The organism is Peribacillus sp. NPDC058002, from assembly GCF_042886655.1.
Classification (GTDB): Bacteria; Bacillota; Bacilli; order Bacillales; family DSM-1321; genus Peribacillus; species Peribacillus aracenensis.
Window position 1 is genome coordinate 1 of sequence record NZ_JBHVQU010000059.1, and the last position, 24,086, is coordinate 24,086.

General features: G+C 42.3%; 17 protein-coding genes. 5 read left to right on the plus strand and 12 right to left on the minus strand.

The window, feature by feature from the left end:
• Window positions 1-352: 352 nt before the first annotated feature.
• The 5 genes from ACFVSH_RS12655 to ACFVSH_RS12675 form a co-directional block, all read right to left on the minus strand.
• Window positions 353-4,684, minus strand: a complete 4,332-nt coding sequence (locus ACFVSH_RS12655) for an endonuclease (protein ID WP_387706195.1) — start codon at window positions 4,682-4,684, stop codon at window positions 353-355.
• A gap of 54 nt (window positions 4,685-4,738) precedes the next feature.
• On the minus strand, window positions 4,739-7,549 hold the full coding sequence (locus tag ACFVSH_RS12660) for a bifunctional metallophosphatase/5'-nucleotidase (protein WP_387706197.1): 2,811 nt from the start codon (window positions 7,547-7,549) through the stop codon (window positions 4,739-4,741).
• Between the two features lie 597 nt (window positions 7,550-8,146).
• Entirely contained in the window at window positions 8,147-8,998 is an 852-nt protein-coding gene (locus ACFVSH_RS12665; protein ID WP_387706199.1) for a pirin family protein, read from the minus strand.
• Window positions 8,999-9,060: 62 nt separating this feature from the next.
• Window positions 9,061-9,534, minus strand: a complete 474-nt coding sequence (locus ACFVSH_RS12670) for a MarR family winged helix-turn-helix transcriptional regulator (protein ID WP_387602837.1) — start codon at window positions 9,532-9,534, stop codon at window positions 9,061-9,063.
• A gap of 189 nt (window positions 9,535-9,723) precedes the next feature.
• Window positions 9,724-10,278: a helix-turn-helix domain-containing protein gene (locus ACFVSH_RS12675; RefSeq protein ID WP_214793534.1), complete on the minus strand. Its 555-nt coding sequence runs from the start codon at window positions 10,276-10,278 to the stop codon at window positions 9,724-9,726.
• 103 nt (window positions 10,279-10,381) lie between these two features.
• Here ACFVSH_RS12675 and ACFVSH_RS12680 point away from each other — a divergent pair, with 103 nt between their 5' ends.
• Window positions 10,382-10,966 carry a LysE family transporter gene (locus ACFVSH_RS12680; RefSeq protein ID WP_387602840.1) on the plus strand — a complete coding sequence of 195 codons (585 nt, stop codon included), beginning with the start codon at window positions 10,382-10,384 and terminating at the stop codon, window positions 10,964-10,966.
• Between the two features lie 226 nt (window positions 10,967-11,192).
• Here ACFVSH_RS12680 and ACFVSH_RS12685 read toward each other — a convergent pair whose 3' ends face one another.
• From ACFVSH_RS12685 to ACFVSH_RS12710, 6 genes are all read right to left on the minus strand, one after another.
• Window positions 11,193-11,978 (minus strand): PhzF family phenazine biosynthesis protein, encoded by a 786-nt coding sequence (locus ACFVSH_RS12685; protein WP_387706201.1) that lies wholly within the window; start codon window positions 11,976-11,978, stop codon window positions 11,193-11,195.
• A gap of 345 nt (window positions 11,979-12,323) precedes the next feature.
• A complete protein-coding gene (locus tag ACFVSH_RS12690) occupies window positions 12,324-13,736 on the minus strand; it encodes a glycoside hydrolase family 18 protein (protein ID WP_387706203.1) in 1,413 nt (470 codons plus the stop codon).
• A 389-nt stretch (window positions 13,737-14,125) separates the two neighbouring features.
• On the minus strand, window positions 14,126-15,175 hold the full coding sequence (locus ACFVSH_RS12695; protein WP_387706205.1) for an LLM class flavin-dependent oxidoreductase: 1,050 nt from the start codon (window positions 15,173-15,175) through the stop codon (window positions 14,126-14,128).
• 34 nt (window positions 15,176-15,209) lie between these two features.
• Window positions 15,210-16,265 (minus strand): LLM class flavin-dependent oxidoreductase, encoded by a 1,056-nt coding sequence (locus ACFVSH_RS12700; protein ID WP_387706207.1) that lies wholly within the window; start codon window positions 16,263-16,265, stop codon window positions 15,210-15,212.
• A gap of 12 nt (window positions 16,266-16,277) precedes the next feature.
• Window positions 16,278-17,714: a 4-hydroxyphenylacetate 3-hydroxylase family protein gene (locus tag ACFVSH_RS12705; protein WP_387706209.1), complete on the minus strand. Its 1,437-nt coding sequence runs from the start codon at window positions 17,712-17,714 to the stop codon at window positions 16,278-16,280.
• On the minus strand, window positions 17,662-19,146 hold the full coding sequence (locus ACFVSH_RS12710; protein ID WP_387706211.1) for a 4-hydroxyphenylacetate 3-hydroxylase family protein: 1,485 nt from the start codon (window positions 19,144-19,146) through the stop codon (window positions 17,662-17,664). The genes ACFVSH_RS12705 and ACFVSH_RS12710 overlap by 53 nt, the downstream gene beginning before the upstream one ends.
• A gap of 343 nt (window positions 19,147-19,489) precedes the next feature.
• Between ACFVSH_RS12710 and ACFVSH_RS12715 the strand changes: the two genes are divergently transcribed.
• The 4 genes from ACFVSH_RS12715 (at window position 19,490) to ACFVSH_RS12730 (ending at window position 22,895) form a co-directional block, all read left to right on the plus strand.
• The gene (locus ACFVSH_RS12715) at window positions 19,490-20,323 is read left to right on the plus strand and encodes a MetQ/NlpA family ABC transporter substrate-binding protein (protein WP_387706214.1); all 834 of its coding nucleotides are present in this window, start codon (window positions 19,490-19,492) and stop codon (window positions 20,321-20,323) included.
• A 34-nt stretch (window positions 20,324-20,357) separates the two neighbouring features.
• Window positions 20,358-21,116, plus strand: a complete 759-nt coding sequence (locus ACFVSH_RS12720) for a methionine ABC transporter ATP-binding protein (RefSeq protein WP_387706216.1) — start codon at window positions 20,358-20,360, stop codon at window positions 21,114-21,116.
• Complete coding sequence (locus tag ACFVSH_RS12725; protein ID WP_387602867.1) at window positions 21,109-21,771, plus strand: methionine ABC transporter permease; 663 nt, start codon at window positions 21,109-21,111, stop codon at window positions 21,769-21,771. The genes ACFVSH_RS12720 and ACFVSH_RS12725 overlap by 8 nt, the downstream gene beginning before the upstream one ends.
• A gap of 374 nt (window positions 21,772-22,145) precedes the next feature.
• Complete coding sequence (locus ACFVSH_RS12730; RefSeq protein ID WP_387706218.1) at window positions 22,146-22,895, plus strand: sulfite exporter TauE/SafE family protein; 750 nt, start codon at window positions 22,146-22,148, stop codon at window positions 22,893-22,895.
• A 71-nt stretch (window positions 22,896-22,966) separates the two neighbouring features.
• On the opposite strand, the gene ACFVSH_RS12735 is transcribed toward ACFVSH_RS12730, so the two are convergent.
• A complete protein-coding gene (locus ACFVSH_RS12735) occupies window positions 22,967-23,665 on the minus strand; it encodes a GntR family transcriptional regulator (RefSeq protein ID WP_192206714.1) in 699 nt (232 codons plus the stop codon).
• Window positions 23,666-24,086 lie beyond the last annotated feature (421 nt).

Genomic DNA, 24,086 nt, shown 5'->3' on the forward strand with positions numbered 1-24,086 from the left:
AGGTCCATACATGACGGGACCGATGATATCGAATGCAGATCTGTATTTCATCGTGTAATGCCCCATTTCTGGCAATAATTTTTAAACCGTCTTTTAAAGGTGAATGAAGATCAAAAAGCGGCGTAATTACTATATTAAAATATTTTTATCATTTCTGCAATGAAAACCCTTTCATTGCATACCCCATATTAACATATATTACATAACATACCTACCAAAAAATCTTTATTATTTAAAATGACATTAATATTTGATTTTTCGGTATATTGAGATAATTAACTCCCGATCATTAAATTTGTAGAAAAGCATGAAAAAAGCAGCCACCAGGCTGCTTTCCCTTTTATCTCCGTTTTTAACTCGCCTTTTTCCCATCGATGGATTTAGCGGCACCCCAAATTTCTGATGCCCATTCAGGATGGTCGATGAATGGATTGCGGTTATTTTGCCAGTCATAAATGACATCATTGCGATGGCTTTCGAAATCGTCGACAGGATCGAGTTCATTCCATTTCAAAAGCGTCGATAGCTTTCCATGAAGCGGCTTCGGATACGTATTGACTGTATCGGATAATTCAAGATCCAGCTCGCCGTTTCCTTCATATCGGACGGCCATGTAAAATAACATCCTTGCTATATCGCCTTTAACATGATCTGGCGGCTCCCATGAATCTGAATCAAACTTACATTCACATCCACTATATGTTTGACCGCCCTCGTCGAAATCAAGGTGGCCCCGTTTACCATTCACTGTCACATCAGCGGGACGGAGGTGATGAAGGTCTGTCCCGGGACCTTTGCTTGTCCCAAAGTCACCGTGGGACTTTGCCCAAACATGTTCACGGTTCCATTGTCCGGCATTGCCCCCATTCGCGTTCTTCGAGATGGATTTTCCGGAGTAAAGCAAGATGACATTCTGTTTGTTCACCGGGTCTTCATCCGTTTCTTTAAGGGCATTCCACACTTGATCATAAGATAACATCGTGTGACCCTTAATGATCGAGTGCAGAACCGATTTCAATTCCGTTCCCGTTTTTCCTGCCGCCGTTTCGTAATAAGCTTCAAGCGGCATATCATTCGATACGGTCAACGTAAAACGGGCAACCGCTTCCGATTGCTGGTCCTCGGCCTTGACTGCGACAAGGTATGTTCCAGCTTCATCTGCAGGAAGGGTTAATGTCTGGCCTGTGACTGTACCGATAGTGGATGAAAAGGTAAGTTCATCCCCATCTGGGTCTGAGAAGTGCTCACTCAAATCGATGGTGACCTTTGAACCGGCTTTCACTTGAAGATTTTCCAGTTTTTTCGTTACGACTGGTGCATGATTTTCTTTAGGGGCGAAAGGGGAAGCAATCGCTTCCCCTTTCGAATCGACAAACTTGATATTCGATGTGTCGACACCTTCTGTTACCGACCACTTCTGTACGTTTTCAGCGCCCCTGATTTCTTTTACATTGGCGTTATCGATGATGACTTCCTTCACCGCCATGCCTCCAAAATCAATGATTGCACCTTCCTTATCCGGTTTTATCGTCACAGCAGCATTCTTCAGCCCAAGGCCTTTGAGTACAGCATATGAACCTTTTAACCAGATACCTTCTTCGATGTTGGATGTGTCGTCAAGATTGATCAAAACACTAGGTGAAGCAATCGTAAGTCTTTTTGTTTTAACGTTTGTTACATTATACGTTTTTTCCGGAGCAGGAGTTTCGACCCCGCCTGATCCAGATAAAGAGGTTGAGATCAGTACAGGATCATGATCGCTGGCCCTTCCATGAGCTTCCATGAAGGATGAGTTAATATGGACAATATCGACTTTTGTCGCCGAGGCAATATTATTCGATACAAGGATATGGTCCAGTACTTGTGAATTGCCTTGATATGTGTAAGAATAACGTTTTTCAAAAGGGACCTTCTCGATCATATTGGTTAGATCATTGCCCTTTAATGTTTTAAGCGGTGCCGAAAATTCAAAATCATTAAAGTCTCCAAGCAAGACAACATTCGCTTTGGCATCCTGTGACTTGATATCACTGACAAACCGATTGACGATGGAGGCAATTTGAAGCCTTTGCGTTTCACTTGATAGGACAGGAGGCTGGTTTTTGCCGAATAAAGGCTGGTCACCGCCCTTGGAATTAAAATGATTGGCCACCACCACTACGCTTTCGCCTTTAAATTCGAATTGAGCGGCTAAAGGCTTCCTGCTTGAAGTGAAGGCGGGATTGGCAGGCTCGATTCGACCAGGGTTCAAGGTAAGTTTTCCATCTTTAAAGGCAACGGACTGTGTTGCCGTTCCTTTCGTTCCTTCAGTCAATTTGACACGGTCGGCATTATATAAAAAGCCTACACGGATATTCCCGCCGGGTGCCCCGCCATCAAGTTTATCTTCTGGAGCAATATCGATGTATTGATATTGCGGTCCGCCCAGCTCTTTTATTTTGTCGGTTAACTTCTTGGCACTTTGAGCAGAATCCGTTGTCCCGCTATCCGTTGCCCCATCATTATCTTGCATTTCCGTTACGCCGATGATATCGGGTTGTTTAAGATTGGTAATGATGGATGTTGCGATCGTTTCGACTTTAGAGTTAGCTGTTTGAGTGGAAAAATTCTCGATATTATAGGAAGCGATCGATAGCTTATCAGCATCCTTCTCTAAGGATGTCACTTCCCGTGCCGTACCGCCATCCTTTAACGCAGGCAGCTGGGCTTTATCCGTCACTACCCTATAGTTGCTATATCCATAGCTGATGACACCCGTGACCGAGCCATCAAAGAAATCACCCGTTTTCGCTGCAAATGATTCATCATTTATATCCAGGGTAATTCTTTCAGGATTGAAATCCGTTTCCGTTATTTTGACGCCCCCAACTGCAGTCGTCGTTTCCATATTCCCTGGAATCACGACCAATTCACCATAGTCTTGAGGGGCGACCACTTTCGGGTTATATACTTGCACGAGCATTCCTTCCAGACTCTCGTAGAAATCGATGCCGTCTTCGCTCGGATTAAAATCTGTCAATCTATCATCATCGATGTTCTCGGACGGCGGAATGACATCTTTCCCAATGATGATCGGTTCTGGCATCGCTGCAGTGCCAAGCTTTTCAATCGTCGTATTGGTCAATTCAGTTGTTGGCAGATCCGTCGTTTTCATTTCAGCGTACCCTTCGATATACCACTCGGCGACTTTACCTGCCACTTTGACATGATCTCCCGCTTTCAGACCATGTGCTTTGTTGTACACAAGTATTCCCTCGGAAGTCGTTAAGTCCTTATCCGGGTTGGGATCTTGCATATAAAAATTATTCGCATCCTTTACATAAGTGACGACACCTTCCACACCTGAGACGAGTTGATTTTCATATGAAGAAAAATGATTCATCCCCTGAATGTCACGGATCTTCACCTCATTGGTTTTGGTAACCGTATAGGCAAAAGTGAAAACTTCCGATGTCTTATCGTTGACAGCGATTGCCTTGATTACAGTATCTTTCGTTAAAATGATCGGTTCTGTGTACAAAGCACTTGAAGACGTCGGTGCGGATCCATCAAGCGTATAATGGATTTTCGCTTCTTTCCAGCCAGATTCAAGTGATATTTTTGTATTTTCACTAACCATACCAGGGAAAATATCCGTGTAAACGGCTGGTTTGTTCACCAATTCATAATCTTCGATGCCACGCGGCTTCAACTGATACGTGTCATTGAACCTCGACCCGATCCCGGTTACGGAAATGACATCCCCCACTTTAAAGTTCCTCACGAAATCTTCATAAGTCGAACCGGTCCGGTTATCATGGCGAACGATAACAGATTTCCCTTCAGTATCTTCCGCCTTGAATTCGAATGTTCCGTATGTTCCCGATGCCGCCAATTCTGTAATGGTCGCTTTTTCAATGGTGACCAGCTCACCTTGTGTTTCCTCATTGACGCCAGATGCATCAATTTTTTGGATTTCAGGAAGTTCATTCCCGGAAGAAACCACTTTAAGGGAGGTTGGTTGGATTTGCAATTCCTTATTATAAGCGGATACTTTTCCGATTAAAGTAACCTTATCTCCTTGCTTTACATCTGCAGGCCACGAGGAACCATAAACATATAGCCCAGCCGTTTCATCTTGGATATAAAAGCCTTTCCCTCCCCAATAACCAAGTCCGGTGGTGACCACTCCATCGACCTGCACTACATCTTCAGTATTCGTGCGCGCCTCGGCAATGGAGTCAAGAACCTTCACATCAGGCTGTTCAGGAGTTGTTCCCCCATCGGTGATGATCATGTAATCCGTTGCGGATTTCAGCCCGGGTACTGAAAAATATTTTTCCAGCTTCCCCGTTATCGTCACCTGAGCTTTAAGTAAATCCGGATGTTCGACCAAATTCAATGCCGTTCTGATATTTCCGGCTGGAAGCTGGACAGGCATGATTTTCTTAACATCTTTTTCATCCGGACTATCCGCAATGCCTATGTTCGTACTTTCAGTAAAAGGCGATGTTTGCTGATAGCTTGTACCGCTTTTAGCTGTACCGACGATATATCCCTTCACCGTCGCCGTTCCGCTGTTATTATTTATCGCTTCCATTACCGATATTGTTCCTGCCGCTTTTGCAGCGGCTGCATTTGGCAAAACCGTTGACAGCACGATCAGCATGGCAAAGAAAAGCTTGCTTATCCCGTTCTTCTTCAAAATCTCAACCCCTCCAACTTTTTTTCACAGGCTCAGGAATCATTTGAATGCCGCTTAAAGAATGGTTTCGCCATTCACCGTGACACCGCTCATGCTCACGGTCTTACCGTTAAGTCCCGATAAATCCAAATTACCCTCGACTGTAACCTGTGAAAAAGTAAAGTTATCCGGAGGAGTTCCTGTTAATGTAAGATTCCCTTTAACCACTGCATTTTCCAATGAAGCAATATCCGTGATGTCCACAACTACATGACCTTCATGCGTTTTTGGGGCATCAGCCGTTCCGCCAAAGTCTTTGGCCATTACGACAGTCGGGTCTGTATTGCTCCCGGCAACATCTTTGATGCGTCCTTCGATGCTTGGATCGACAGTTTTCAGCCCGCTTACATAATCCCGTAAATTCTCCCAATCAGCGAGGCCGATATCCGTCACCCTTCCTTCTTCATAAGCCTTCTTGAAAACGGTGAATCCATCTCCGCCCTTGGCTGTAAAAGCATTGGTCGCCACGACGTATTCCTTCGCTGCATCCAATTCGGAATATGTTCCATCTTGTCCAAGGACTTCAACCTTTGTGATACGATTGCCTGCTTCCTTCGAACTGTCGTAACTGAATTTCATTCCGGAAACATGCAGGAAGCCGCCATTTTCCTTAGGAGCGAGGCTTACACTATGCTCTAATGCTTCATTGATTTCTGCTCCCGTAAGCTTCATCGTCGCTAACGTATTCCCAAACGGTAAAACGGTCAGGATTTCGCCTAAAGTGATATCGCCTTGATCGATGCCAGCGCGGATGCCACCGCCATTTTGGAAGGCTATGACCGTATCCTTATTGAATTCTTTCGCTTTACTTAGCATTCCATCCGTAATTAAATTGCCCAGTTCCGTTTCATTTTTACGAACACTCGGCTTCGTTTCATCCCCTGCATCACGCGGCGATTCCAAGGCTTTCACAGCTGTTGCGCCAGTCTTCGTTTCCTTCAGCTCCTTAATCTTCGAGGAGTAAGTTTCGAGCAATTTTGCCGCTTCGGCATCATCCTGTTTTTCAGAAAGCTTAATCAGCTTACCGGCTTGTCCGACAATCTTGCCATCCTTATCGAAATTCACATCGATCGTTCCTAAATAGTCGCTATACTGATATCCTTGAACGATGACAGTCGGCTCTTTCGTTTTCCCTTTATCATCTTTGTCCACAACAACGGGGGCGTCTAACTGCGTATGGCTATGTCCGCCCACGATCACGTCTATGCCCTTGACCTTGGCAGCCAATGTTAAATCATTGTCATAAGCCGCATTGTCATCGTAGCCGATATGGGACACGGCAACTATCTTATTGACTCCCATGCCTTTGAACGCCTTGACCGCTTTTTCGGCTTCTTCAAGATAGTTTTCGAATTCTATACTTCCAGGACTTGAAATATCTTTCGTCTCTTCAGTTGTAAGCCCGAAGAACCCTACCTTTTGGCCATCCACTTGTTTTACGATTCCATTGTATATCTTCCCTTGCTCTGGCTTACTTGAAATCAAGTCCGAGAATAGCCCCTTGAACTTATCATCTTTGGAGAAGTCCACATTCGAGCTGACAAATGGGAACTTTGCCCCTTTAATGAAGTCAGCCAAAGCTTGATGCCCTTCGGCGCTTGATCCCAAATCAAACTCATGATTCCCGAACGTCATGACGTCATATTTCATTAAATTCATGAAGCGAAGATCGGCTTGCCCTTTGAATTCATTGAAATAGAGAGTTCCCGAGAATACGTCACCAGCATCCACCAAAAGAGCTTGCGGCTTACTCTTGCGCACTTCCTTGACAGCCGTCACCCTTTTTGCCACATTGTCCAAGTGGGCATGCGTATCATTCGTATGCATCAAGGAAAGGGTGATCGCCTTCGCTGGATTTTTCAAGGCTTCTTCGGCTGCAGCGACTTTCTTATCCGCCAATGCCATTTTCGAAAGGAATTCCTTTCGGTCCGACTCCTTGATTCCATTTAAATTAATGGCTGCTTTCGCCTTTTTAGCCGCGTTTATCTGTTCTTTCGTTTTAAGTTCCCCATTGGCAAGAGCTACATAGGCATCGACCCGTTTTGCCACTTCTTTTTTCTTTTCAGCATAGACCGCTTCATCATACTTACCTTTCACTTCTTTAACATAGGCGTGTATGGCTTTTCCAAGCTTGGATGTTTTGCTGACCTTTTTCAACTGCGAAGAAACGGTTTGCATCCGCTTGTCCGCGGTCTTTAAATCACCCTTCTTCACCAAGTAGTCAGCTTTTTCATAGTAGTACGGAACTTTCAGGTCACCGTTCAAAGCCGTTTTGGTCGATTTGGTGAATTTATCGTATAAGAGCTTTTCGATTTTCGCACCGTAAACGGTATCTTTAATATCTTTATCTGCCTTTTTCACGGCTTTATCCAGTGCTTCGTATTGAGTTCTGATATCAATTGATTTCTTGGCAAGGATTGCATTCGTAAGGGCGCCAATCGATTTATCATGTGCAGCTTTTGCTTTCTCAGCCGCTTTAAATCCTTTTACATATCCTTCAGAACGAGTGATGTACTTATCATAAGCTTCGATTTCTTTATATTTGGCATCTTTTTCTTTTTTGCTTAACATTGATTTTTTAATGGTAGTGTTGATGTCCTTTTTTGCTTGTTTTGCAGATTTGATTTGTTTTTCAACAGTGGACACTGAAGCGAGTTTAGAAGTGTAGAAATAGGTATCGAATGGTTTTTTGATGACTGCCTTGGCCGTTTTGATTTTACTATTCAAGCTAGTGGCAGCATCAGAAGGTGCCGGCGCTACCGCTACGATCGTTGTCGCAGCCATTATGGTAGCTGATGCAATTTTTACGAGTTTCTTTTTCCCCATTATAGTTAATCCCCCCATAAGTTATATACTGACATAACTTTCTGCTAACTTATCCATAGAATTTACACACTTTTCCAAAAAAATGAATCCCGACATATTTACTTATCCATACACAAATCCACCCTACTTTTTTCCTCTAAAGATCCGTGTATCTCCTATATTACAACAAAATAATCCAGTTTTAAAACAAATTTACAATACTACATGGAATATTAACAGAATATTATCATTATAATCACCCTAAAATACCTAGTGGCTAATTGATGATATATCAATAAAATTATTTAATGGTAAAATAGAATCAGTTTTAACTAAATCTAAACTTAGGCTTTATACCTAATTGCTGAAAAGCAATTTAAATCTCTCCCAGACTGCAGACAATGTCGAAGAAGTCCAGTTAGCCTCCCGTTTGTTCTTTAAAAAAGTCCAGTTGGGAAACCGGAGCTAATACCGGATACGTTCTTTTCTCGCATGAGAGAGGAATGTATTCGACCTTTCCAGCACTTTATACGACCTTCACCGTACTTTATTCGACCTTCACATTCTTATGGGTGGATTCAAAAAAAAAGAGCATCAGTTACGATACCCTTTTCGATCTTAATGCTTCAAGAAAGTGCCTTGCCGATACTCAAGATATGCCTGATCGATTTCCTCTTCAGTATTCATGACAAACGGTCCGCGGGCAACAACAGGTTCCATTAACGGTTCTCCTGCATATAAAACAAGTCTTAAAGGTTCTGTCGCCGTTATATCAACTTCACTTTCCCCTGATTCTTTACAAGCACCAAGCCATAAGACCTGTCCCTTTGAAGCTCTCACTTCGTTGTTACCGAAGATTCCGCTTCCTTCTATTAAATAGATGATACCGTTGTAGCTTCCTGGTAAATTCTGTGTGACCGATACTCCAGGCTCCAGGACCATCTCCACCATCGTCACGGGAACATGGTTTTTCGTTGTCGAGATAACATCCTTGGATGATCCGGAGAAGACGCGGATCAGTGCTCCGTTTTCTTTTCTGACCGGCATATCCTTTGCCATTAAGTTTTGGTATCTTGGTGTCGTCATCTTTTCACTCCGGGGAAGGTTGACCCAAAGTTGAAGGGAATGGGCAGTCACACCTTCGGAAGGCACCTCATTATGCACAACGCCGCTTCCTGCTGTCATCCATTGGACATCACCAGGTCCAAGTATCCCTCCATCACCGGTATGACTGTCATAGTGCTCGATCGTTCCGTCAATGACGAATGTAACGGTTTCGATTCCCCTGTGCGGGTGGATATCGAATGATCCCTTTTGAAATTTATCCTCCATCATTAAAAGGAACGGATCACTCTTTTCCCAGTTTCCTGGTTCTATGACTGGTCCGGCCGTATGAATCGGACTATACCTTTGAAGCTCAACATCTTTCACTTCGACAATATCTCGTTTAAGATTATATTCACTTTTCATTACTCCATTCCTCCCTTAAGTTACTAGTAAACTGATAGTCATTATGGCTGCCTGATCCAGTCTTAGGATTCCTCCTGGCTGGGATTAGGCACTTCCCTCTGTAAACTATGTCTATGAATCTTTATCATCATCTCATGCATGCGCTTCTTTTCCTCATCATCCAATACATCGAATAATGAAGCTTGGAAATCGGATTGAATAGGCATGACCTTTTCCATTAACTCTTTCCCTTTTTCCGTTAATGAAATATATTTAACCTTCCATTGTTGATTACGGACGATCAAGTTCTCTTTTTCCAGCCTTGTCAGCATATGTGATACGCCTCCACGGCTTATCGTTAGGTGCTCCGCTAATTCGATTTGTGAAACAGGCTGATGGATAAGCACTTGTGCCAACATATCGAATTGTGCAGCAGTGACGCCGAAATGCTGTAAGTGTTCATTCGAAAGCTGATTGCTTCTTTGATAAAAACGAACCATTCGCAGCCAAATCAGCAAACTCAATTTGTTCTCATCAGAAAATCCCCGTCTATCCATGTTAAGCCTACCCCCCATCTTTGGTGCGCTATCAGTTTACTAGTAATTTGATAACAAGTCAAATCGTTGGGACTTTAACTTGTTGAAGCAGCAGCATCCCCAACAGGCAGACCATACCACCAGTCAATCTAAAGGGGATATTTACTTTGCAAAGATATAATAAACAGAACTACAGTACTCCCTTTTTTTTTAGGTTGGATAATATAAGATCATGCTTAATCGAGTTATTGTTTCCCCTGAATTATGGTAGGCATGCGGCCTGTCAGCCTTGAATCTGATAGAATCACCATTCCTTACTGTATATTCTTCGTTATTTACACGTACAGTCAGTTCCCCTTCAAAAACAGTTATGTACTCTTCCGTTCCTTCCCTATGCGAATCGGAACTTAAGAATCCACCTTTTTCTATCTCGACTGAATATACTTCAAAGCGCTTCTCATCTTCAAAGGGGAAGTGGGGATAAACTCGATATTTGCCGTTATCTTCAGATAAAGTTTGAATTTCACTTTTTAAAACGATTTTTGTATCCGGCTGCGGGCTATTTATTAATGAAGAAAATGAAATCTTCAATCCATTGGCTATTTTCCAAATGGTTGTAATCGTAGGGCTCGATCCTCCCCTTTCTATTTGTCCGATCATCGTTTTACTTACTCCAGTTAATTCTGCAACCTTTTCAAGACTTAATTTCTTACTTTCCCTGATGGCTTTTAAATTGTTAGCAATAATAAAATTTATTTCTTCCATAAAAATGCTCCTTATTTACAATATAACGTCGGCATTGTACAATAAAAAGGAAGTCGTTATAATGTCATTTTCGGTCATTATAGCATACAAAGGAGAGTCAACCATGCATTTACTATCTTTTTTGTTATTTGTTTTCGTTACAAGTTTCACTCCAGGTCCAAATAACATCATGGCAATGTTATTTGCAAACAAGTACGGGTTAAACAAGACGATTAAATTTTGTTTTGGGGTAGGCGCCGGTTTTTTTGTAATCATGCTATTGTGCAGTTATTTTAATGTTTTGCTTGAAAATTCCATCCCGAAAATTGAATTTATCATGACTATCCTAGGTGCAATCTATATGCTATATCTGGCCATAAAAATCATTTCAAGTTCAAATAAAGTTAAGGACGATAATGATGACAAGAACAACAGTTTTATAGCGGGCATGCTTTTGCAATTCATAAATCCAAAAGGCATTCTTTATGGCATCACGGCCATATCGACCTTCATCCTGCCTTACCACTCTTCAAATTTCAGCTTACTATTCTTTTCATTATTTCTAGCTTTTGTCGGTTTTATGAGTACGTTCTGTTGGAGTATGTTCGGTTCGGTTTTCCAAACGTTTTTATCAAAGTATAGAAGTCAGTTTAATGTTGTCATGGCTTTGTTATTAGTGTATAGTGCCATTTCGATTCTTGTACACTGATTAAGAAGGAGCGCCGAGTTGTAGCCAAAAAAGATTCCAACTAAATCTTAAAACAAAGGTAATTGGAATGGAAGGTACGGGACTCCTGCGGGAAAAACGCGTCCAGGGGAGGCCCCGCGCATGGCAAAGGCTAGCCGGTTATTCGGCAGGAGGGTCTCAAATTTCTTCAATCCATTGAGGGTTTGCAGTTGAAGGGATAGATAGTTTTTTCATGCCTCCCCCTGCATTAAATGTTTAAGCTCCCTTCGAATATTGTCACGGCATGGCCGGAAAGTTTAACTGTGTCTGCCTTTACTTCAACCTTCAATCGTCCTCCTCTTTCCGATGCCTGATAGGCCATGAAAATACTTTTGTCCAGCTTTCTTTTCCAATATGGTCCCAGGCAACAATGGGCCGAGCCCGTTACATGATCTTCGTCAAGGCCTTGTGCAGGGGAAAAGAAACGTGAAACGAAATCATATTCACCGCTATCCGATTGACTCGTTACAATGACACCCCGAATCGGCAATTGGGCAATGGAATCTATATCCGGCTTTATATTCCTTACGATTTCCTCTGATTGAACTTCGACTAGATAATCCCATTTGTTTTGTCCAACATACGCAGGCACAGCCCCTAAAGCTTTTATCAGTAATTCAGGGGCAGCAGTCTCCTGCTCGATTAATGACGGGAACTCCAATTGAACCATTCCATCAACGAACCTTGCAGTGAGAAGCCCGCTTTTCGTCTGATAGACAATTGGTCGATCTCTTGGCACGTATCCTTTCCCCCACAAAAAGAAAGAACTTGCCAGCGTCCCATGTCCACAAATCGGGATTTCAATGGAAGGTGTGAACCAGCGCAACTGCCATTCAGCTTTATGAAGGTGAATGAACGCAGTGACAGGCATATTAATCTCTTTAGCCATTCGCTGCATCCACTCGCTGTCACTTTCCCCGGTAAGAAGGCAGACAGCAGCAGGGTTTCCTTTAAAAGGTTGATCTGTAAACGTATTAATGATGGTTAATTCCATTAAATGTGCCTCCAGTAAGTAATATTCTAGTTTCCTAATTCCACAATGAGGAGCCCATTTCCTTTAGGGAATTACAATTCCCTTGTTTTTAAAGAGTTCTCTTTATCTCATTAAAATGAAAAAGACCACCATATGGCAGCCTGATTCTATCATTCATAAGTTTCAATATGGCACTCTCGATTAAACCCCATTATCGACTCAGGTTCCAAATTATTTTTATCTTTGTTATAAAAAACCGGTAATTCTTGTAGTGCATTTCGAAATCACTAAAATAGACAGCTTTATAAAAAAAGCCACCGCTCACTATGTTAATTATGTGTGATCCACCTTGCTGTAAAAAACATCCTACCGTTTCCGGACAATAAATGTATCCCCAAGCAGTTCCCAATTCTGGGGAAAAGGATAACCAAGTACCCAATAACTGAGGCCCCTTGACCTATAAATCTTCACCAGGTCGAATTTTGCTTTAGCACTGCGTGCGTCCTCAAACCAAACTTCATGTGTGCGTCCCTGATTATCTTTGTACCTATAATAAGGTGATTGGGCTGTCTCGTCATATTTTATTTCTACATTATATTGGACGGCGCGTCTGATGGCTTCCTGCATGTCGAAAGTCTCTGCTTCCTGCCCCTCTTCATGAGGAATAAGCCAGTCCCGTGCATAAATTTGAAATCCTATGAAGATTTTATTTGTTGGTATAGCCGTTACGGCATAGTCAAGGACACGCTTTATTTCATTAATGGGAGAGATTGCCTGTGGCGGCCCTTTTCGGTAACCCCATTCATATGTCATCAGCACTACGAAGTCAAGCAGCCGTCCGTGAACTGGATAATCATGTGCCTCCACTAATAATCCCTTTTGATTGGCGCTAGTTTTTGGGGCAAGGGAGGATGATACAAAGTAGCCCTCAGGATGCAATCGATCCACTGCTCTTTGGAGAAAGCGATTATAGGAATCACGGTCCTCTGGTGCTACACTTTCAAAATCGATATTCAATCCACGGTACCCTTTATTTTTCATCGTTTTTATGACGTTGGTTAATAATTTTTCCACTAAACCTGAATCGGAAAGTATCGTATGCGCAAGCTGTGTTCCCGCTTCCGTGGCGGAAAAATTCGTTATGCACATCATGGGTATGACGCCAGTTGCCTGTGCCGCCCGTATCGTCGGGGTGTCATCTATGACTTCTAAGCTGCCATCATTCCTCATTCTATAACCAAATGGACTTACGTAGGTCAAATCGTAGGCTACATCACGTACCTGCTCCGCCCCGGCTTGCCCGTAAACGTTTGTAAAACCATTGACCTCAATGATGGGCTTTGGTTTTTGGGGAATCCTTATTATCCGTCCGATGTGAATATTGGACGGATCTGTAATCCGATTCATCTGCATAATGGCTTGAACGGTCGTTCCATAATGTCTTGCTATATCATAAAGAGTATCCCGTTCCCTTACAGTATGATAAATAACCGGAATGGTTAGTCTCTGCCCTGGATAGATAGCAGAAGGGTTTGTGATGCGATTCGATTGCATGATTTCCTGTACCGCAGTTCCAAACTGATTTGCGATTTCATTTAGAGTATCCCCTTGCTGAACCCTGTACTGAAGATAAGGTTCAGGAATCAAAAGTGCTAGGCCAATCACCAGCTTATCTGGATTTTCAAGGCCATTGACCCGAACAATCCGGTTGGTACTGACACCATATTGCTGGGAGATTCCCCACAAAGAATCCCCCCTATTCACCACATGGATTTTCACATGCACTGCCCCCCTTTCCTTTAAAATATTCCCTTCATTTTATTCCCTGGATTGCCCTAATATGTTTTTTGCGTTCAACATTCCAGTTTTCTTAGTTTTTTCGCTCTTATTGCTTATCATTTTCGTTCCCCATTATGGCCCGGATTCTTTATCTAGAAAAACGAGGGAGTACTTCAATAGAGGAAAAGAGGTAAACAAATCCCCAAAGACAGGGACATTACATCAGTCCGACAAAGAGATGTTACATGCAAAGCTTGTGATCATTGACTAAGGATAATCTAGTCTTGTTTTTAAAGAGTTCTCTTTCTCATTAAAATGAAAAAGACTACCATATGGCAGTCTTTCTTATTTCGGTGGTTTACCATTCCCCCAACATTCCTTGTCCATATTTATTTCTTTATGAACTCTGATTCCAAACGATTGTTTACGTTTTTATAAAAGTCCGGTAATTCTTGTAGTGCATTCCGAAAGGTTAATAGGATCTTATCGATTCCGATCGCTTGAAGTTCCTGGATTTTGATTGCAACCGATTCGTAACTGCCGATTAGCCCTGTCCTGAATCCCTCATTATTGGCTACAAAATCACTAATTGAAGACGCATTTTTCCACATTCCTTTTGTATCTTTACGGTTTTTGAACTGTGCTATTGCCGTATCGTCTGCTCGATGGATAATATAAAGATATTCGCTTTTTGCCTCCTCTTCCGTTTTTCTGGCAATGACAAAAGCATTAACGGCAAATTTCACTTCACGACCATGCTTTTGTGCTACAGCCTTCACATATTCCATTTGTTCCTGCAACTCTGCTATGGAAGCCCCATTCATAAAGTAATAGTCGGATAATTCCCCTGCCATCTCTTGGGAATCCCGTGAATTCCCGCCTTGATAGATTGGCGGATATGGTTTTTGAATAGGTTTCGGTGCCAATATAGCATTATTGATTTGATAATAGTCTCCTTGATAAGTAAAATGATCGGTCGTCCACAATCCCTTTACAACCTCCAGGTACTCCCTTGAACGTTTATATCGCTCTTCGTGCTTAATCCATTCTATCCCAAACATTTCTTGTTCTTCTTTAAACCAGCCGCTGACCAAATTAATATGAAATCTCCCTTTTGAGATAATATCGATGCTCGAACCTACTTTAGCGAGGGTTGCAGGATGAATGAAACCTGGTAAAACCGCAGCAATGAAATGAACGTTTTCGGTATCCCCTGCCAAAGCCGCAATAACCGATAAAGGATCCAGTTGCCCCCTATCCGCCGAGCTACCTCCAATACTGCCAACATAGCGAATGGCATAAAGGATCGAGTCAACTTGTAGCTGGTCTGCCATTTTCGCGAGTTTAAGATTGTATTCCATACTTCCATCCGTATTTTGTTCTACGTTTGCCCGTAAGAAACCACCGGATAAATTAGCTCCCCAGATTGAAAATTTCATATCCTTCCCTCCTTGTTTTTCAGGATCTTCCTGCTCATAAAACCTTTTCTCCAAATAATGGCCGCACCGTTCTCCCAAATCTTTCTGCCTCTTCCAAGTGCGGAAAACCCGATAGGATAAAATGCTTGACGCCAATATCGATATATTCCTGCAGGCCTTCCCTCACTTGTTCAGGGGTGCCTACGATGGCTGTACCTGCTCCTTTTCTGATTTTCCCGATTCCCGACCAACCATATCTTCCAAAACGTTCCTTGTTCTTCGTTAATTCATTCATCCGCTTTTGAGCCACCGAATCCGTCGTTTCATAGTAATGATTCATATTCCCCAAAGATTCCCTGCCCGCTCTGCTTATTATCTTCCTCGCTGCTTCCCATGCCTCATTTTCCTCGTCCCGAACGATCACATGAATCCTGACACCATATTCCAATTGCCTTCCATACTTCCTGGCTCTCTGTTTGACATCATTGATTTGTTGTTCAATTTGCTCCGCTGGTTCTCCCCATTGCAAATAAACATCGGCAGATTTCGCGGCAATTTCCTTTGCTGCATCGGATGAACCGCCAAAATAAATCGGAATATTCGGACTTTGGCGGATACTTGGATTCAATACCCCATCGCTGATTGTGAAATGGTCTCCTATATGATTCACTTTTTCTTCCGTCCATGATTTTTGTACCACATCAAGGAATTCACCTGTTCTGGCATATCGCTCATTATGCTCAAGGAAGTCACCATCCTGCCCCAACTCTTTTGCCGAACCTCCAGTGACTACATTGACAAGCATTCGCCCTTCCGAGAATTGGTCAAGGGTCGCGGCCATTTTTGCGGCAACCGTAGGAGCAATGAATCCTGGGCGAAAGGCGATCAATGGCTTTATCGTTCTTGTATGATGAATGATGGCCGAGCCCACTATCCATGAATCTAGGTAAGGAATGCCTGTTGGAATCAAAACCCCTTCAAAACCAGCCTCTTCTGCAGCTTTAGCAACATTTACCAGATAATCCAAAGTGGGTTTCCTCTGTGGCTCGTCTAGTCCTAAGTATTCCCCATCGCCATTTGTAGGCACATACCAATAAAAATGCACAGACATGATAAAACCTCCTTATTTTAAAATCTCATAAGCATAATCCACGAGATTCTGCTTTTTTTTATAATTGGTGTACTGTGCAGCGTATGTTCTGACAGGATCACCGGAATAAAATCGTTCATATAATTCATGCCGTGATGCAAGCGGACTCCCTAATAAATCCCACGACAGTTTAATTAATCGGGTCCTATCCTCGGCAGATGTTTCTGTACCCTGGTAATACTCTTTTAACAAAGGACCTATGGGACCTTCCAATTCTTTCAAGCTGGATGGGACCTGTAACAGTCCTCCTGCCCCAATTTGCTGGATGATTTCCAATGCCCTTGGGTAGAATCTCGTTCCCAGATTTCTTGCTGTCGTTAAAAAATCTTGATCAGGAAGCATGATGCCATTATGGATTTTCGCTTTATATTCCGAAGCGAGCAGTAATGCCTTAATGGTTTCAAGCTGGATGATCAATTCTGCAAGCTTCTCCTTCACATGTAAAAATTGTGTAGCCCCAGCCGTTTCCGCCAATTCATTTCCGATTGCTGCGACACTTTCCAGTTTGCTGACAAGCCGTACTACAGTTTGATGCTGGCTAAGCAGTGATGAAGGGGCATCACAACGAAGCTTCCATGCAAATTCAGGGTCCTCTTGAACAAGCACCCGCTCCCAAGGGATGAATACATCATCAAAAATCAAGACGGCGTCCATTTCGTCAAAACGTGCACTTAGCGGATGATCCTCCTCTCGTTCATCAGCAAACGACTCCCTGCAAACGATATGCAAACCTTTGGCATTGACAGGAACGAAGAAAACATTTGCGAATTCACGTTCATTTTCCCCTCTCTTGTGATAGGAAAAGATTAAAATTTCATCAACATATGGAGCAGCTGTCGCAATCATTTTCGCACCGCGAACATAAATTCCCTCTCGATTTTTTCGGCTGATATGTACAATCCCCGGTTTCTTTTCCCCAGCTGTTTTTGAACGATCCTTTTGTGGATCGTGTCCTGCAACTGTTGACAATAAATCAAGATTACGGGATTGATAGTAATAGCTTTCTATTTTTTCTGAAAAGCCTGGATGTGCATCTTCATACTCTGAACGGTTTGCGAACCAACCAGTAATTATGGAACGGGAATATTCAGATAGACGGCTCATCACTCCAAAAGTCTGATCGGCCCAATGCTGATACGCCAAACGTTTTTTTTCCAGATCCTCATACGTCCTTGGAACGAAGAATGACAGATTCGCATCAAGCCCTTGCTCCGTCTTGTATGTCAGCAAGGATTTACTGCCTGTTTTTGTTTGTAAATCCAGCAAGGACTGAATCGTCTGGACCGTTCCTTGAAATGCAGGATGTTCCGCTACGTTCTTGATGATATCTCCATCTAACCAGATATTTCTCCCATCATTAAGTCGTTGAAGATACCGATTGTTTTCGATCATCACGATTCCCCTTTCCATTTACCTCCTCCAAGAAATGGCGGAGTCTTCGTTTTAATGGCTCTTTATCATAGGTTTCATACTGCATGGCGAAGGTTCGAATGGGATCCCCGGTATACAGCCTTTCATACAGATCATGCCTCGATCCCAGTGTGCTTCCTATCAGTTCCCATCCTATTTGAAATAAAGACGTTTTAGTGACTACATCGACATTCGCTCCTCTAAAATACTTTTCCAATAATGGAATGAGTTCGTTGCTGTCTTCGATCGTTGTAGAAGGAAGCTGAATAAAACCGCCTGCCCCGATTTGTTTTAAAATCTCGATCGCTCTGGGATAATGGCGGGTTCCAAGATTTCGTGCCGTTTGCAAGGGTACGAGAGCAGGCAGATAAACACCCTTTTCGTTTAGTGATCCTTGAATCTCCGAGGCAATGAGCAACGCCTCTATACTATCGATTTGGGTATATAGTTCACCAAGCTTCTCCTTCACTTGCAAGAATTGATCAACACCGATCGATTGAGCGATGGCCGTAGCCACCCCTGCAACGAATTGAAGTTTCGTCAGCAATCGGACAACCGTTTGATGATGGGCGAGACAGTTTAATTGCTGGTGCCTCTGCGCTTCAAACACTCCTTCCACGGATCCCCTTATAAGTACACGTTCCCAAGGAATCAACACATCATCAAATAATAAAACAGCGTCCATTTCATCAAATTGTGCACTTAATGGATGTTTCTTTTGATCTTTTGAGGCGAATGATTCACGACAGACAATTTGCAGGCCAGGAAGATTCAAAGGGATAATGCACATATTTGCTTGCTTCTTTTTATCAGGAGTCAGTTTCTGATGCGGCATGATGATGACATCATGTGCATACGGGGAAGCGGTAGCAATCATTTTCGCCCCTCTAACAACGATTCCTTCCTCCGTTTCCTTTATGACTTTCAATAAAGCATCATCCTGTTCATCACCTGGCTTTGACCTATCGATCTGGGGATCAAGTATGGCCTGGATCACAATACGCCGTTCATCCCTGGCCTGTTCATAGTATTCCGTGATTTTCCTGGAAAATCCTGAATCATATTGGTTAAAGAAATCCCTATCCATGTAGTAGCCTGTAACCATCGAATTCGCATAATCAGATAATCGGCTCATCACGCCATAAGTTTTCCGCGACCATAATTCAAAAGCCTTTCTTCTTGAAATCAGCTCTTCCATATCTTTGGGGATAAGAAAAGATTTGTGAACAAATTCCTTTGTTTTTGGACTTTCATACCCGACAATCTTTTGTTCCTCGGGTGAATCCAGCATATCCAACAAATGTGTTAATGTGTCCAAGGTGCCTGTGAAAGCATGATGGGCATATAAATCGTCTATTTTCCTTCCATCAAGCCAAACATTTCTTCCATCTTTCAAACTTTCGGCAAGCCGTCTTCTTTTATTGGCCTTCATTAAGCAAAAACCCCTCCTTGGATAATACAAAAGCCCTTGAAGGAGTATGGAACTGACTCCTAACAAGGGCTCTCGGTTGTCCGATAAGCTATTTTTTTATGGTTACTATCATAATCCGATAAAATTAATTGGTCAAGTATGTTTTAACTAATTAACCAAAAATAACCAAAAAAAATAATACTTGATAAATAATCAACAACCTTGTTATAGTTTAATTATTCCAATTGGAAAACTATACTATGAAAGCCTACCGGATAACCGGCGGCATGAACAAACCTTGTTCATGCTTTTTTTTATTCCTAAAAAAAGAATGGACCCATAAAAAGGAAAAGAGGAACTCCAGATGAGAAATTCATTTTTGTTTATCATCATGTACCTTTTATTCGTCATGATGCTTTCAGCTTGCAACAGCAGCGGCAGTGAAAAAGCCGCGAGTGAAGATAAGAAAGAAATTATTTTCGGCTTCACTCCAGGCCCTTATAGTGACCAAGTGAAAAAAGGAATAGAACCCTACCTGAAAAATAAAGGATACACCATTAAGTATGTGGAAATCAGTGACCCGAACCAACCAAACTTTGCCTTAGCGGAAGGCTCAATCGATGTTAATGTATTCCAGCATACGGCATTTTTCAAGAATTTCATCAATGAAAACAAACTGGAACTGACCGAAACCATTAAAGTCCCTACAGCACCTATGGGGTTATATTCAGACATACATGGAAGCAAGGATGAATTGAGGGAGGGGCAAAAAGTGGCAATCCCCAATGATCCCGCTAACGTGGCACGAGCATTAAGAATGCTTGAACAAATTGGCTGGCTTCAATTAAAAAAGGGATACGATCCCCTGACTGTATCAAAAAAAGATATCGTGGATCAAAAGGTGAAATTTTCATTTGTTGAGGTGGAGCAGGCTCAAGTTCCTCGAATCTTGCCTGATGTAGATTATGCGGTAGCCAATGGGTATACCATCTTGGTATCCGACCGGAAATTATCTTCTGCCATCTATTTAGAAGATCCCCCATTTGAATACCAAAATTTTGTGGCGGTAAGAACCGAAGATAAAGACAAGCAATTCGTGAAGGAAATCATTGACGCCTATCAATCCCCTGACTTTCAAAAAGCGATTGAAAGCAATAAAGAGTTTGAAGGCTTTCACCGACCTGATTATTTTAAATGAAAGATAGATAACGCATGAAGATCGGAGGTTCAGAATGATAAAGTTTAATAATGTTTGTAAAACCTTTTCTGTCAAAAACAAATTATTCACTGCGGTTTCCCATGTAAATCTTGATATTAAGGAAAACGAAATATATGGGATCATCGGTTTTAGCGGGGCAGGTAAATCTACTTTACTGCGCATGGGCAACCTGCTGGAAAAGCCTACGAAAGGTACGATTACGATAAATGATTCGATCCTTAGTGATTTATCCGGCAAACAGCTTCGGGAAGCACGCAACAAAATCGGGATGGTTTTCCAGCATTTCAACCTCTTGGCAAATCGAACGGTGCAAGGAAATGTCAGCCTCGCATTGGAACTTGCCAATGTACCAAAACATGAGCGCGCCAAAATCATTGCCGAGTCCCTGCAAATCGTCGATTTATCTGATAAGGCAAATCATTATCCAGCCCAGCTCTCTGGCGGACAAAAGCAAAGAGTCGCGATTGCCCGTGCCATAAGCACAAGACCAAATGTATTGCTTTGTGATGAGCCCACCTCTTCACTTGATCCACAAACCACTGAATCCATCCTGGCCTATCTAAAAAAAATAAACGAAACCTATGGTGTGACCATCCTGATCGTGACTCATGAAATGGATGTAATTCGAAGGTTAGCAAATAGGGTGGCGGTCATGGAAAATGGGAAAATCATGGAGGAATTGAACTTAGCGGATAATAGAACCCTACCCACAACAAAAATCGGTAAAATTCTATTAAAACATGAATCTGAAGAGGTGAAGGTAAGTGTTTGAAAATATCATTTCCTTACTCCCTGAAATTTACTTAGGTGTAGGCCAAACATTTTTAATGGTGGGAATAGCGATATTGGCAGCCATCTTATTGGGCCTCCCGCTTGGTTTCCTTACATTTTTGACTTCAAAAGAACAATTACTCGAACAGACTATCTTAAATAACGTTTTAAATGCGATGATCAACACGGTCCGTTCATTCCCATTCATCATTCTACTGATTGCTCTTATTCCATTTACACGAACGTTATTGGGAACATCTGTAGGTCCGCTTGCCGCCTCCATCCCACTATCGATAGCTGCCATTCCGTTTTTAGCTCGGCTTGTTGAACAATCTTTACGTGAGGTGCCAAGAGGAACAATTGAAGCCGCTGTTGCGATGGGCGGATCCCCCTTCCAGATCATTAGCAAAGTCTTATTATTGGAGGCGCGTTCCGGTCTCCTGTTAGGCCTCACTGTTACTGCCGTTTCTTTCATATCCTATTCAGCTATTGCCGGGGTCGTAGGAGGCGGGGGAATTGGCGACTTGGCCATTCGTTATGGATACTACCGTTTTCAAACTGACATCATGATAACAACCATATTCCTTCTTATCATCATTGTTCAATCCGTCCAATTCACCGGAAATTATCTATCTGCTAAACTTGATAAAAGGTGAAAGCAATCATAGCCTTTCTTAGTTCGAATCCAATGAAAGGCTATGACTTTTTACTTTCAATTAAAAAGGCTTCCCTAAAAAGTATTACCAGTAACAAACAATCCTTCGTTACCTCTATTAATCTGTTAGAAAACCCTCACATCAAAATAAATCAACATCTCAAAATATACACCCGTTATTTAAGCCTCATTACCGACTCCTAAGCAACAAAAACAAGTAGTGTGTACCTCTCCATTGAAACGCATGCTAAACACCTTGAAAAGGGTAACTACAGCCTGAAATAACCCATTTTAAACAAGGGTCCACCAAACCAAAAAACCGGTTGGTATGGTATAATTACAGAAAGGTGAATTTTTGTTTCAGGAGGTTACATAATGACGATCAGCAGCATCTTATTGGTGGTTGGTGCAGTCTTTATCGGCGCCTTGATGCGCACGATGTTCGGGTTCGGTGAAGCGATAGTCAGCATGCCTCTGCTTGCCTTACTACACATTCCGCTTAATACTTCGGTTTCCCTGATTGGGCTGGCAGGTCTTACCGTTGCCTCACTAACCGTCGTTAGCGGATGGCGTCATATCGAACGTTCGGTATTAATCAGGCTCGCGCTTGCAACGGTCATCGGCATACCAGCCGGCCTCGCTTTGCTCCATTACGCACCTTCGATGATCATTACTTCTGCACTCGGTGTTTTTTTGATGGCATATGGAGGATACTCCCTTCTTAAGCAAAAGCTTTTCCAAGCTGTGGATAAACCATTACTCACCTCAAAGGGTTGGGTATGGCCGTTCGGTTTTGCGTCGGGAGTCCTCGGCAGCGCCTATAACTTTAATGGAGTGCCGGTCGTCGTCTATGGAACTTTAAGAAGATGGAGTCCGGATCGATTCCGCGGAACATTGCAAGCCCATTTTCTTATATCCGGAATCCTTGTCGTGACGGGGCATGCGCTAGGCGGACTGTGGACAGCCGATTCATTAATTCTCTACGTTTATTCCATTCCAGCCATATTACTGGCGACAGGTCTCGGAATCTTCATGAATAAGCGAATTCCTGCGAAGAAATTCGAAAGCTATCTATTCTTTATCATCATTGCGCTAGGTGTACTATTATTGCTGCCCCATGGCTGAAAACCAATAAAAGCCTGAATTCTCATTGAACCATCGAGAAATCAGGCTTTTTGCAATTCACACCACCTCTTTTAAGTCAATGTTAACAGTTTGGCAGTAGTATAATTATATTTCTCGATTGATAAATCAAAAACGGCTCCCGCTTTTAAAAAGACCGTACTTTCAACTATTAAGGTCGGATCTCCTGGCTGCAAATCCAAAAGCTTGGCATCATCGTCATTTAGTTTTTCACACGAAATGATTTTATCTGCAAATCCGATATTCAACTTCAAATCCTCGACAATATATTCATAAATGGAACCATTTGCGATTTCTTTATTTAAGATGGGGATGATGTCTTTATTGAAAAAGGACTCTTCTATTACAATGGGTGCACCATTTAAGTATCTAACCCGTTTGAGGTTATAGATTTTGGTTTTTACCTGGCATTTCATTTGTTTGGCCAATTTTTCATCAGCTTCTATCAGTTCTAACTTTAACACTTTACTTTTCATTTCATCATTCGGAAACACTTTGGTTAAGCCACTCATATCTCTCATCGAAATGCATCCCGGTCTGGTAAATTCCCTTAGGAATATGCCGCTTCCTTGCACTTGATAAATATAGCCCTGCTCAACCAATATATTGATCGCTTTTCTAATCGTATTCCTGCTGACATCGAACCTCTTCATCAACTCTTCTTCAGTAGGTAACTTAGTATTTAATGTATATTTTCCTTCTACTATTTCTTTCTCCATTTGCTCTACGACCATTCTATACTTTACATCCATATTTCCATATACCTTCCTCTATACATAATGATTTAGAACAATACTTTAGATTGAATGATAGGTTTTCTTTACAATAGATTATTTTATAACGATTGTAAAGAAACCTCTGTTTCTTTCAGACTGTACTTAGCCTGCATGTTTTTTTATTTAACGTTCCAGTTGATTTTCAGAAATCCGCTCCCTTTCCGCCGACTGTCTGCCAAGCCTCCTCGGCACAAGCGCCTGTGGGGTCTCGGCTAGCCAGTAATTCGGCAGGAGTGTCGCAAATTTCTTCAATCCATTAAGGGTTACAGTAAAAAAACATCAAGGATAAACTAGGGTTAATCATAATTCGGGATGAGACCAGCCTACAGTTTTTTCAAAAAAACGTTCCAGTTGATTTTCAGAAATCCGCTCCCTTTCCGCCGACTGTCTGCCAAGC